9 protein-coding genes and 1 pseudogene are annotated in these 12862 nt (G+C 69.8%); 8 read left to right on the top strand and 2 right to left on the bottom strand.

Annotated elements, in window-relative coordinates:
* The first annotated feature begins 2 nt into the window (after positions 1 to 2).
* The 7 genes and pseudogenes from SBI67_RS04920 (at position 3) to SBI67_RS04890 (ending at position 7304) form a co-directional block, all read left to right on the top strand.
* A complete protein-coding gene (locus tag SBI67_RS04920; protein WP_318979438.1) occupies positions 3 to 1418 on the top strand; it encodes a phytoene desaturase family protein in 1416 nt (471 codons plus the stop codon).
* Between the two features lie 84 nt (positions 1419 to 1502).
* The gene (locus SBI67_RS04915) at positions 1503 to 2870 is read left to right on the top strand and encodes a serine/threonine-protein kinase (RefSeq protein ID WP_318979437.1); all 1368 of its coding nucleotides are present in this window, start codon (positions 1503 to 1505) and stop codon (positions 2868 to 2870) included.
* Complete coding sequence (locus SBI67_RS04910; protein WP_318979436.1) at positions 2870 to 3307, top strand: hypothetical protein; 438 nt, start codon at positions 2870 to 2872, stop codon at positions 3305 to 3307. Before SBI67_RS04915 ends, SBI67_RS04910 begins: the two co-directional genes overlap by 1 nt.
* The gene (locus SBI67_RS04905; RefSeq protein ID WP_318979435.1) at positions 3300 to 3725 is read left to right on the top strand and encodes an RDD family protein; all 426 of its coding nucleotides are present in this window, start codon (positions 3300 to 3302) and stop codon (positions 3723 to 3725) included. Before SBI67_RS04910 ends, SBI67_RS04905 begins: the two co-directional genes overlap by 8 nt.
* Positions 3726 to 3769: 44 nt before the next feature.
* Positions 3770 to 4770, top strand: a pseudogene (locus SBI67_RS04900) (DUF4331 family protein).
* 73 nt (positions 4771 to 4843) lie between these two features.
* Entirely contained in the window at positions 4844 to 5122 is a 279-nt protein-coding gene (locus tag SBI67_RS04895) for a DUF1490 family protein (RefSeq protein WP_318979434.1), read from the top strand.
* Between the two features lie 10 nt (positions 5123 to 5132).
* Entirely contained in the window at positions 5133 to 7304 is a 2172-nt protein-coding gene (locus tag SBI67_RS04890) for a heavy metal translocating P-type ATPase (protein ID WP_318979433.1), read from the top strand.
* Here SBI67_RS04890 and SBI67_RS04885 read toward each other — a convergent pair.
* Positions 7267 to 8094, bottom strand: a complete 828-nt coding sequence (locus tag SBI67_RS04885; RefSeq protein WP_318979582.1) for an MBL fold metallo-hydrolase — start codon at positions 8092 to 8094, stop codon at positions 7267 to 7269. The genes SBI67_RS04890 and SBI67_RS04885 overlap by 38 nt on opposite strands.
* A 301-nt stretch (positions 8095 to 8395) precedes the next feature.
* On the opposite strand from SBI67_RS04885, the gene SBI67_RS04880 reads away from it, so the two are divergent.
* Positions 8396 to 9598: an ankyrin repeat domain-containing protein gene (locus tag SBI67_RS04880; protein ID WP_318979432.1), complete on the top strand. Its 1203-nt coding sequence runs from the start codon at positions 8396 to 8398 to the stop codon at positions 9596 to 9598.
* A 75-nt stretch (positions 9599 to 9673) separates the two neighbouring features.
* Here the strand turns inward: SBI67_RS04880 and SBI67_RS04875 are convergent, their stop codons facing one another.
* Positions 9674 to 12859, bottom strand: coding sequence for an arabinosyltransferase domain-containing protein (locus SBI67_RS04875; RefSeq protein ID WP_318979431.1), 3186 nt, complete (start codon positions 12857 to 12859; stop codon positions 9674 to 9676).
* Positions 12860 to 12862: the final 3 nt, after the last annotated feature.

Below are 12862 nucleotides of genomic sequence, written 5' to 3'. Positions count from 1 at the left end.
CGATGACGACAGCCGTGGTGGTGGGTGGCGGCCCCAATGGGCTGGCCGCCGCCATCACCCTGGCCCGGGCGGGTGTCCAGGTCACCGTGCTGGAGGCGGCCGATCGGGTCGGTGGCGGCGTCCGGTCCGGGGAAGCGATCATGCCCGGCTTGGTGCACGATCACTGCGCGGCCATTCACCCGATGGCCGTCGGCTCACCCTTCCTCGGCCGCCTGGACCTTACCCGGCACGGATTGCGTTGGCGCTGGCCCGATATCGACTGCGCGCATCCGCTCGACGACGGCGGCGCCGGCCTGCTGTACCGCAGCCTCGAGGACACCGCCGCGGCCCTCGGCGCCGACGGCGCCCGCTGGCGGGCCCTGTTCGCCGGGCCGGTCAGCCGGTACGACCTGCTGGAGCACGACATCCTGGGTCCGCTGCTGCACATCCCGAAACATCCACTGGCCCTTGCCCGTTTCGGTATGCCCACGCTACTGCCGGCCACCGTGCTGGCCCGGGTGTTTCGGACACCGGCCGCCGCCGCGCTGTTCGGTGGCGTGGCCGCACACACCTTCCGCCCGCTGCACCTGCCGATGACATCGGCGATCGGCCTCGGCATCGTCACCACCGGACACCGGCACGGCTGGGCCGTGGCCGAGGGCGGTTCGCAGGCGATCACCGATGCATTGGCCGCGGCGTTCGCCGATCTCGGCGGCATCGTCCAGACCGGGGTCCGGATCACCGCCGCGGCCCAGCTGCCGCACGCCGACGTGACGGTCTTCGACCTGGCACCCACCGCGGTCGCCGGCATCCTCGGGGACCGGCTGCCGCAGCGGGTCGGCCGGGCACTGCGACGGTTCCGTTACGGCCCAGGGGCTTTCAAGGTGGACTTCGCCGTGCACGGCGGGGTGCCCTGGACCAACCCAGGCGCCCGCCGTGCCGGCACCGTGCACCTGGGTGGCGAGTTGGCCGAGATCGCCGCCACCGAACGCGATATCCAGGCCGGGCGGATGCCGGCCCGTCCGTTCATCATCGTCGGCCAGCAGTACCTGGCCGATCCGGGCCGCTCGGTCGGCGATGTCCACCCGGTGTATGCCTACGCGCACGTGCCGCACGGGTACGCCGGCGACGCCACCGAGGCGATCATCGGACAGCTCGAACGCTTCGCGCCCGGTTTCCGCGATCGGGTGGTGGGCACGGCGGTCCGGTCGACCACCGAGATGTCGGTGTACAACCCCAACTACGTTGGCGGTGACATCAACACCGGCGCCAAGGACATCCGCCAGCTGGTGTTCGGGCCACGGCCCACGTTGCACCCCTACCGGCTCGGCATCCCCGGGATGTACCTGTGCTCGGCGGCCACCCCGCCAGGCCCCGGCGCCCACGGCATGTGCGGCGCCCACGCCGCCGCCGAGGCCTTGGCGTATCTGCGTCGCTGACAACTGGGACCGCGCTGACCTGGTGCGCATGGTTACCTGCGACGATGCGGCACACCAGCTCTGATCGGCCATTACACTTCGGCCATGCCGCTCGAGGAAGGCCAGGTGATCGCCGGGTACACCGTTGTCCGGTCACTGGGCGCCGGCGGCATGGGTGAGGTCTACCTGGCCCAGCACCCACGGCTGCCCCGCCGCGACGCGCTCAAGGTGCTCGGCGCCACCGTGTGCGCGGATTCCGAGTACCGGCGGCGCTTCGAACGGGAGGCCGATATCGCGGCCACCCTCTGGCACCCGCACATCGTCGAGGTGCACGACCGCGGTGACGTCGACGGGCAGCTGTGGATCGCCATGGACTACGTCGAGGGCACCGATGCCGGGGAGCTGCTCGCCGAGCGCTACCCCGACGGGATGCCCGCGGACGAGGTGGTGCGCATCGTCACCGCGGTCGCCGAGGCGTTGGATTACGCCCACCAGAAAGGGCTGCTGCACCGCGACGTCAAGCCGGCCAATATCCTGATCTCCAATCCCGGTGCACCCGATGAGCGAATCTTGTTGGCGGACTTCGGTATCGCGCGTCGAACCGGTGAGACCAGCAATCTGACCGGCACCAACATGACCGTCGGCACGGTGGCGTACGCGGCGCCCGAGCAGCTGACCGGAGCCGAGATCGACGGCCGGGCCGACCAGTACGCGCTGGCCGCCACGGCCTACCAGCTGCTCACCGGGGCCCCGCCGTTCCAGCACTCCAACCCGGCGGTGGTGATCAGCCAGCACCTGACTGCCAACCCGCCACCCATCGGAGGCCGGCGGCCCGAACTGTCCAGTCTGGGGCCGGTTTTCGACCGGGCACTGGCCAAGGACCCGGCACAGCGGTACGGCCGGTGCATGGACTTCGTCCGAGCCCTGGAACACCGCATCGGCACGCCGGGGTCCGATGCCACCATGCTCGCCGTGCCGGCGTCGGGGCCGCGACACGCCAAAGCGCACGCCATCCCCGCCAGATCGCGGTCCAAACTGCTCATCCCCGCCGTGGTGGTGCTCGTGGCGATCGTGGCCACCGCGGTGGCGTTCGCCTTCGGCGCGTTCAGCGGATCCGGCAGTGCGCCGGCCACTCAGCAGGCCAAACCCACCGCGATCCCGGCCCCGCCGCCCGGCCAGGCCCCATCGGTCCCGGTGGTCGTGATCGGCGCCGACTGCGCGACCTTGGGCGCGGCAGGCGTCGCCGAATCCGGGGCACCTGCCTACTGCGCCCAGCTGCCGAATTCTGGCAGCACCATCTGGTCGCTCAGCCAGCAGGTGACGCAGCCGTCTGCGCCGGCCGCCACGCCCAGCGAGGGGGAGCCGACCTATGCACCCGAAACCGAGGGGCCGGTGCGGGTCTGCGTGGACCAGACCCATCAGACCCGGCTGAAATGCCTCGAGGACATCATGCGCGGCAACGGCAGAGCCTGATGTCCGATGAGTCGCCACCGATAGTGACACTCGCCGCCGGAGTGGCCGCCGCCGCCGTGGGCGGGGTCGGCGCGGTGTACCGGGGCGCCGAGCGGGTACCGGTGCTCGGCCGGGTGTTGCACCAGACCCGCGCCGGCCTGACCGCCCGGGGGCAGCGGGTCATCGAACCGGTGACGACGGTGATCGTCGCCGTCGCCGTGCAGCTGGTCGAGCGGGTGCTCGACGAACTCGATCTCGACGAGCTGGTGCGGCGCAGGGTCGATCTGGTCGCACTGGCCAATGAGGTCGTCGAGGGCATCGACCTGCAGGCCATCATCCGGCAGTCCACCGAGTCCGTCACCGCCGAGGTCATGACCGATGTGCGCAGCCAGGGGGAACGAGCCGACGACCTGGTGGCCGGCTTCGTCGACCGGCTGTTGGGCCGCGGGCGTGCCTGATCCCCGCACCGCAGGTGTCGTCAGCCGCGGTATCGCCGCCGTCATCGACTTGGTGGTCGTCGGGATCGCGATGGCGGCGATCTATCTCGGCCTGCTGCTGACCCGGTTGATGTTTCATCCCGCCGCGTTCCGGGTCCCAACCGTCGGTGCGGTGTTCTCCACCGCGGTGCTGTTCGTCGTCGCCGTCTGTTACCTGGCCGCGTGCTGGGTGGTCTCGGGCTGCACGGTGGGGTCGGTGACCATGGGGTTGCGGGTAACTGGGCGCCGCGGGAACCGGCTGCCACCCGCGGTCGCGTTGTTGCGCGCCGTTGCCTGTGTGTTGCTGCCCGTCGGGTTGCTGTGGGTGGCCGTGGATCGGCGGCGAAGATCGTTGCAAGACATCGTGTTCGGCAGCCGGGTGGTTTACGTAAGGCCCTGACCCAAAGTCCTGCGGCCGCCGCCGATCCGGAGTTGGATGACGATATGTCGAACCACTTCACCGGTCTGTCCCTCGGCCCGCCACTCGGTGACCACGCCTGGATCTGTGCGATCTCTACGCGTTCCAGTCGCCGGCCAACCCCGCCAATACCGTGCTCATCCTCAACGCCAATCCCAACGCCGACGCCCTGCATCCCGGCGCCGTCTACCGGCTCGCCATCGACAACGACGGCGACCTGCGCAACGACATCGCCTTCAGCTACGTCTTCTCCGAGCCGGTGCAGGGCCACCAGACGGTGGATGTCTACCTCGCGGTGGGTGCGCAGGCCCGATCACCGGAAGCGGTGGGGAAGCAGATCTTCGGTGCCGTGCCGGTGTCGTTCGACGAGACGCCCGTCATCGCCCGCGATGGCGAGTACCTGTTCTTCGCGGGGGCGCGCAGCGATGCGTTCTTCTTCGACTTCGACGGGATCAAGAACCTGTTCGACATCACCGGCGGGCGGAACTTCACCGCGCCGCATCTTGGCGGCGAATCACCCTGGACGGGTGTCGATTCCAATATCGAGGCGAATGTGTGCTCGATGGTGCTGGAGCTGCCGACGGTGAAGCTGGGTGCGGCACCGGACATCAGGATCTGGGGCCGGTGCAGCGTACGCCGGGACGGTGAACTGGTGCACGTGGACCGGGCCGGGCACCCGTCGGTGAGCAGCTTCTTCAACACCGATGAGACCAAGGAGGAGTACAACGCCAGCGAACCCGTCCATGACCGGACGCGCTGGCTGGGGCAGTTCGTCCACCTGCTCGGGCACACCGGTGGCTACTCACACGACGAGGCGGTCGCCGCGATCGACGCCGAGGGCATCCTGCCCGACATGCTCACCTACAACCCGGCCAAACCCGCCAAGTACCCGAACGGCAGGGTGTTCACCGACGACTTCATCGACTACCGGTTGGCCTCGCTGACCAAGGGTGAATGCCCGCCGAGCGGGTTGCATCCGCACACCGACACCCTGGATGTCTTTCCGTACCTGGGGCCGCCGCACTAGGGGCAGCGTCGACAAAAGTCCGTCGGATCGGTACTGTCGCCCCAGATAATGAAAACCATTGTCGAGAGGGTTCATGGTGTGGCAGGGATTGGCGGCAAAGGCCGCGTCCACGGTGGTGACCGGTGCGGTGGGCGTGGCCGCGTACGAGGCGCTACGTAAGACCGCGGCCAAGCTGCCTGCGCGGGAAGCCACCGTGACGGTGACCGCCTGGGGTCTGCGTGGGGTGCGTAAGGCGGAAGAGAGCGCCGAGCGCGCCCGCCTGGCCGTCGGCGACGTGGTCGCCGAGGCGCGCGAACGCATCGGCGAGGAGGCGCCGCCACCCGCGGTCGCCGCGCACGACCACGAGCACTGAGGGTCCCGCCATGCCCACCGTCATATCGGCTGCGGCGGGCCGGATCCGGTTGCAGGCCGACGGCTTTCGTAACGAAATTCCGCGTGCGGTCCTGATCGAGGACACCGTGCTGCGTGTGCCGGGGGTGCGTGCGGTGCACGCCTATCCGCGGACCGGTGCGGTGGTCATCTGGTATTCGACGGCTCGTGCCGATGTCGGCACACTGCTGGCCGCGGTCGGCGAGGCGCTGGCTATGCCGACGTCCACGGTGTCGACCCGAGCCCCACATTCGGCGGATGTGCGCAACGGGGACATCATGCGGATGGGCTCGGGCGGCGCGGCTCTCGCGGTGTTGGGCGTCCGGCGATATGTGCTGGCGCGACCACCGATCCTCGGTCCGACCGCCAGGTTGTTCGCGACCGCGATCACCATCTTCACCGGATATCCGTTCCTGCGCGGGGCGCTGCGTGCCCTGCGGGGCGGCCGCGCCATGGGCACCGACGTGCTGGTGTCGGCGGCCACCGTCGCGAGCCTGGTGCTCCGCGAGAACGTGGTGGCGCTGACCGTGCTGTGGTTGCTGAATATCGGTGAGTACCTTCAGGATTTGACGCTGCGCCGGACCCGACGGGCCATCGCCGATCTGCTCACCGGCAACCAGGACACCGCCTGGGTCCGGCTGACCGACGGCACCGAGGTGCAGGTCGCCATCGACACCCTCGCCGTCGGTGACGAGGTCGTCGTGCACGAGCGGGTCGCGGTGCCGGTCGACGGAGAGATCGTCGACGGTGACGCCGTAGTCGACCAGTCGGCGATCACGGGCGAGACGCTGCCGGTGGCCAAACGCACCGGTGAGCCGGTGCACGCCGGATCCGTCGTGATGCAGGGGCGGATCGTGGTGCGTGCCGCCGCGGTGGGATCGCAGACCGCGATCGGCCGGATCATCGCCAGGGTCGAGGAGGCCCAGCACGACCGGGCGCCCATCCAGACCGTCGGCGAGACCTTCTCCCGGCGGTTCGTCCCGGCCTCGTTCCTGTTGGCCGGCGTGACCTTGGTGCTCAGCCGCGATGTCCGTCGAGCCATGACCATGCTGCTGGTGGCGTGCCCCTGCGCGGTGGGCCTGGCCACCCCGACGGCCATCAGCGCCGCCATCGGCAACGGTGCCCGGCGCGGCATCCTGGTCAAGGGTGGCTCGCACCTGGAACAGGCCGGCCAAGTCGACGCGGTGGTGTTCGACAAGACCGGAACCTTGACCGCGGGCCGGCCCGTGGTCACGAATGTCATTGCCTTCAGCAAGGATTGGCAGCCCGACGAGGTGCTCGCCTACGCGGCCAGTTCGGAGATCCACGCCAGGCATCCGCTCGCTGCGGCTGTCATCCGCTCGACCGAAGAGCGTCGTATCGTCATCCCGCCGCACGAGGAATGCGAGGTGCTGGTCGGATTGGGTATGCGGACCCGCGCCGATGGACGGACCCTGCTGCTGGGTAGCCCGGCACTGCTGCGGCAGGAGAAGGTGCGGGTCACCAAGAAGGCCACCGAATGGGTGACTCGGCTGCAGCGACAGGCCGAGACGCCGCTGCTGCTGGCCGTGGACGGTGTGCTGGTTGGATTGATCAGCCTGCGCGACGAGGTGCGCCCCGAGGCGACCGAGGTGTTGGCGGCGCTGCGCGCGGCGGGCGTGCGCCGGATTGTGATGCTCACCGGTGACCATCAGGAGACGGCCCGCGCCGTCGCCGAGGAGCTCGGTATCACCGAATGGCGGGCCGAGGTGCTGCCCGAGGACAAGCTTGAGGTGGTCCGCGAATTGCGTGCGGCGGGCCACGTGGTGGCCATGGTCGGTGACGGGGTCAACGATGCACCCGCGCTGGCGGCCGCCGATATCGGCGTGGCGATGGGTCTCGGGGGCACGGACGTGGCCGTCGAGACCGCGGACGTCGCGTTGGCCAGTGACGACCTGCGCCGACTACTGGACGTGCGCTCGCTGGGCGCCGCCGCGGTGACCGTCATCAGGCAGAACTACGCGATGTCCATCGCCGTCAACGCGCTCGGGCTGGTCATCGGTGCGGGTGGCGCGTTGTCGCCGGTGCTGGCCGCCGTGCTGCACAACGCGTCTTCGGTGGCGGTGGTGGCGAACAGTTCCCGGCTGATCCGGGCCGAACTCACCGCGGTCAGATCGGCTCCAGATCCAGCCAGTCATCGACCATGAAACCGTCCCCGCGGGCGACGATGGTCGCGCCGCCATGCCCGGGATAGTGCGCGGGCACCACCGCAGCCCGCCGGCGGGCCGCTTCGGTGAAGATTCGTCGCCGGGTGGCCGCGGCTGCCGGACCGTCCACGTCGAATGCGCACGCGTCGTCGGGCCGCGGGATCTGGATGGGGCAGTGGGTGAGATCCCCGACGAACACCGCCGGCTGGCCCGCGTCCAGCCAGAGCACCGAGGAGCCCGGGGTGTGCCCCGGCGCCGGCCGTAACCACACCGATTCGCTCAATTGATGATCGCCGCCGAACATTTCGACCTGCCCGGCGGCATGCACCGGCGCGATGCTGTCGTCGAACACCAGCGCGGTGGCCTCGTCGTAGCCGGCGCCACCCGGCTCGAAGAACCGGAAATCGGCCTCCGGGAACAGGTATCGGGCATTGGGGAAGAACGGCACCCAGGCGTCGTCCCGGCGCCAGGTGTTCCAGCCGACGTGGTCGCCGTGCAGATGCGTGTTGACCACCACGTCCACACTCTCCGGTGCGACACCCGCGCGGCCCAGCGCGGCCGGGAAATCGGTGTCCAGCCCATCCAGCACCGGGATGGTCCGGCGCCGGCCGTTGCCCACGCCGGTGTCCACCAGGATCCGTAGCCCGTCGACGTCGACCACCCAGGACTGCACCGACACCCGCCACTTCTGGGTGTCGGGCCGGTAGAACGTCGGCACCAGCAGTGCGGCGTTGTCGGTCCACGCCTGCGCCGGTGTGCCGCCGAAGACCGCGGCCGACGGTTCGAACATGGTCTCCACCACCCGGGTGAGCACGGCGGTCCCGAGGCGGACTTGCGCGCCGGCGGTGCCGGCAGTCGAATCACCGCCGGCGGTGCCGGCAATCGAATCACCGCCGGCGGTGCCGGCAATCGAATCACGGTCGGCCATGCCTTGACGGTACGGCGCAGTCGGGTAGGTTGCGGTGCAGGCGCGCAGGACCGCCCGACGTCCGCTCGAAGGGGCCCAGCCCCCCCTGCAGCAGTACCACCTTCAGGACCGACCTCTTCTCGGCCCGACTTCGCGGACGCCGGGCACTCGAGAGGAGGCCGTCATGGCCAGCACGCTGCCCGCCAATCCGTCACTCGTTCGGCTGCGCGCCGACGCCCGCGCCCTGCAACGGGCCGTGCGCGCCGGCGCCGCGGACGCCCGTACGACGGTGCGCAATCACCATCCCCGGCCCGAAACGGCGCTGGGCCGAGCGGCTTTCGCGCTGCACGACGCGCAGCTGACGGTCGCGCGGCAGTACGGCTTCACCGGGTGGCCGGCGCTGGTGGGCTACCTGCGCGCGGCCGCCGGCCTCAGCGTCGACCCCGGCGGTGTCGACGAAGATGCCCTGACGCCACAGGACCGGTTCTGCGCCCTGGCCGCGTTGCGCTACGACCACACCGACGCTCCGCCGCGCCGGCAGGCCGCCACCGAGCTGCTGGCCGCACAGCCGGATCTGGTGGGCAGACACATCTGGGCGGCTGCCGCGGCCGCCGACCCGGATGCCGTAAGGCAGCACCTGCGCACCGAATCGGCGGCAGCGCGCGGCGGCCCCTACCGGTGGTCACCGCTGCTCTACGTGGCGTACAGCCGGGTACCTGGCGATGCCTTGGCCACCGCCCGGGTCCTGCTCGATGCCGGCGCCGACCCCGACGACGGCTACCTGTGGTGTGGGATGTCCACCCCGTTCACCGTGTTGACCGGGGTGTTCGGTGAGGGCGAGCAGGGGCCGCGCCGGCAGCCCCGCCACCCGCACGCCGACGAACTGGCCGCCCTGCTGCTGCAGCGCGGGGCACACCCGGCCGATCAGCAGACGCTGTACAACCGGATGTTCGGTGCCGACGATTCACATCTGCGGCTGCTGTTCGCCCACGGCCTGGCCGACGCCGGACCCAGTCCGTGGGAGCGCCGCCTCGGTGCGGCGATGGAGACCCGCGAGCAGATGTGGCGACGTCAGGTGCACTGGGCCGCCGAACACGGCTTCGCCGAACGGCTGGCACTGCTGGCCCGGCACGGCATCGACACCTCCGGCGCGCAGTTGCGGCCGGTGACGTTTCCCGCCGACCCCAACCTGCGCGATGCCGAGGGCGCCACGCCGCTGCACCACGCGGCGTGGGCGGGCGACGTGGACCTGATCGGGCGACTGCTCGCGGCCGGCGCGGACCCCGACGTCACCGATCTGCGTTTCGGCGCCACCCCGCTGGGCTGGGCCGAGCATGCCTACCAAACCGAGGCCGCTGAGGTACTGCGGCGGGTGCGCCCCACCTGAACTCCGCGAGCGGCCCCAAACTGCCACACTTTGACGGCGTGTCGCGTGCAAACACGGCCGCTCGCGGAATGAAGGCTACGGCTTGATCCGGATCTGGCCGGGGGAGTACAGGCCCGAATGTGTCGCCGTGCCCAATTCGATATCGGCGGGCGGAGCCTCGACGATGGTGTCGAAGCGGCGCAGCGAACCCCAGTCCCGGCCCCAGTCCTTGTTCAGGTAGGTCGCCATCAGATGAGCCCGCAGCAACAGGTCACTGATGCCGAGCAGGCCGCCGTTGATGCCGTCCTGCCAGGTGTCGGTGTCCTTCATCTTGGCGTTGTAGTCCGGCGTGATCCGGTACTTGGGCACATCGGTGACGCCGTTGGCGTGCAGCATCGGCTGCTGGCACGGGAACGCCAACCCGACGGCCCAGTCCATCAGCACCGGCTGCTGTGACCCGACGTACTCCTGGATCGTCCTCAGCTGCGGCACCCGCGGCGGGGTGATCGCAACCCAGTCGCCCTGGGACAGCGACTTGTCCTCGGCGACAACACGAACGAACGTGGCATCGCCGGGGATCTGGCGCCGGTCGTAACGCAGGTTGCGCCAGGACGGCAGGGGGCCGATGTCGTAGGGCACCACCCGCCCGGCGGGCACCGGAGCGCCGTCGGGACCGGGTTTGCCGTATTCGAGTTCCACCGGCTGGCCCTGGGTCAGGCCGTTGAAGATGCTGTTGCCGGTGATGGTGCCCGCCGCGGTGACGACCACGAGCGGATGCGCGGCATCCGGCGGCGGCAGCTGGTACCACGCCGAAGCCAGCCGGGCCTCCTGCTGAGCCGGGCCGCTGGCGAAGCTGCCGGCCAACGGGACCCGGGTCGGGTCCAGACCGTAGGGCAGCGGCACAGTGGAACCGTTGATGCCGGGCGCGGTCAGCTTGACCGGGGCATCCCAGTCGTAATCGGTGCCCGGCATCGGCAGGCTCAGCCGAATGGCCTCGGCGACAATGTGATCGGGCACCCCGTTGGGGGTGAAGCCCACCGGCTTGACACCACCCAGCGGGCCCAACGGACCGTAGTCGCCGGGTAGCGCGGTCAGGAAGCCCTGGTTGGGATCGGGTTCGACCAGCACGTCGTCGGCCAGGCCGCAGCCACCGGCGAACGCTTTGATATTCGATTCCCCGTTGCTGTAGGTCCCGTGCTGGCGCACCACGCCGAACAGCATGGACGCCACGAACACCGTCACCATGAACCCCGCCGCCACCGGCACCGGCGCGGCGGTGAGCCGCCGGATGACCGCGCTCTCACCACCGTTGCGCGGCGCGAAGTGCAGCCAGTACGCCCACACCGCGGTGATGGCGAACAACGCGAAGAAGATGGCGCTGACCGTGATCCCGCCGATCGACGGTTTGTCGTTGTTGAACGGCACCCCGTAGCTGGACACGTACCACCAACCGTTGGTGGTGGCGAAGCAGAGGGCCATCACGAAGAACACGGCCGACGTGAACGCCATCCGGTTGCGGGCCGAGCGCAACACCACCGGTGAGGCCAGCACCGTCACCACGGCGGCCATCGCCGCACCCACGGCGGCGAACAGCCCGAAGTGGTGCACCCACTTGGTGGGGGTGAACATCAGACAGAACATCGTGGCGAAGATGATGCCCATCAACCGCCATACCGGTCCGCGGGCGACACCGGGAATTCGCTTGCGGCGCAGCATGATGAACATCGAGGCGAACAGGCTCAGCGCGGTGATCATGAAGCCGAACCGGCGCGACAGCGAGCCGTCCACCGTCGGCAGGATCAGGTAGTAGTAGCGCAGGTTCTCGGTGTACCACGCCTGGCTGGGGCCGATCGCGGTGCGAATCCTGGTGGCTTCCAGCACCGTTGCCAGGGTCTGGTCGGCGAACACCACCGTCAGGATCACCGTGCCGGCCGCCAGCAGCGGCAGGATCAGCGGCCACAACCCGACCCGACGCCTGCGCTGCACCAGGATGCGCAGGATCGGCCGGCCACCGGCCAGCAGGGCGGCCACGGCGATCAGCCCGGTGGGCTGGATACCGAGGGTGAACGCGGCGGAGACGATCGCCATGGCGGCCGGGGTGAGCCGGCCCGACGTGATGGCCCGCTCGATCAGCACGTAGGTGATCAGCGCGCCGGTAGCGATCTGCCCCTCGGGGCGCAGGCCGTTGTTGAACGGCATCCACGCTCCCATCAACACGAATCCCGCCGCCCACAACGCAGGCCGGCTCGCGATGACGGCGGGCCCCAGCCGGGGCAGCACCTCGCGGGAGAGCAACAGCCAGCACACCAACGCGCACACCAGATCCGGCAGCCGCATCCAGATGCTGGCGTCGCTGACATGGGTCATCAGGGCCAGCAGGTTGTAGAACCAGCCGAACGGATCCTCCGGGCTGCCGAACCACCGGAAGTAGTTCGACATGTAGCCGGCGTGATCGGCGACGCGGGCCATCTGCAGGATGTAACCGTCGTCAGAGGAGTTGGCGCCGACCACATGCCACAGCAGGAACCCGCCGACCACCACCCCGTCGACCGCGGTGACGGTGCGCCAACGGGTCGGGATCAGCCGCTGCATCCGCCGGCCGTCCAGCTGGTCCAGCCGCCACAACGCGAACAGGGCGACGATGGTGGCCACGATGCCCAGCAGGATGGCGGCCAGTTTGAGCGGGGTTGGTTTGGTGGTGAACCGGGTATCGATGGTCGCCGACAGCGACAATCCCTGCGGTGCAGGGCCCGTCAGCTCGGTGAACACCCCGACGATGGCGGGCCGCAGGTTCGGGTCGGGGAAGCCGGTGCGCTGGTCGCCGCCTGGCATCCCGACGAAGGTGGCGAACGTGCCCTGCTCCGACGAGGTGATCTCGATGCGCTGGCAGGCCGCGGCTTTCGCGCGCGGCACGCTGGCGATCACCACGTTGCGGTCGGTGATGTCCACCCGCGAGGTGCTGACGTTGACGAACAGCGCGTTGAGTGCGGCCTGTTTGCCGTTCTTCGGTGCGGTGCCCAGCACCAGCACGCCGGCCGGCGGCGCGGACCTGATCACCTCACACGGCACCGTTACCGTCATGTTGACCGGGGTTTGGGTGATCAGCGGTGCCGTCACGCTGCTCAGTTGCCCGGACATCCCCTGGCCGGCAGGCCAGTTCAGCGTTGCCGTCGTCTGCACCACCGGCAGCAGTGGCGTGGCCACCGCGCAGACGAAGCCGATGAGCCCGGCGATCATGGCGATCCATCGGGTGGTCTTCACGTTGTCTCTCACGTCGCTCATGAC

Source organism: Mycolicibacterium chengduense, assembly GCF_033741155.1.
Lineage (GTDB): Bacteria > Actinomycetota > Actinomycetes > Mycobacteriales > Mycobacteriaceae > Mycobacterium.
This window is presented reverse-complemented; position numbering and strand designations above follow the sequence as displayed.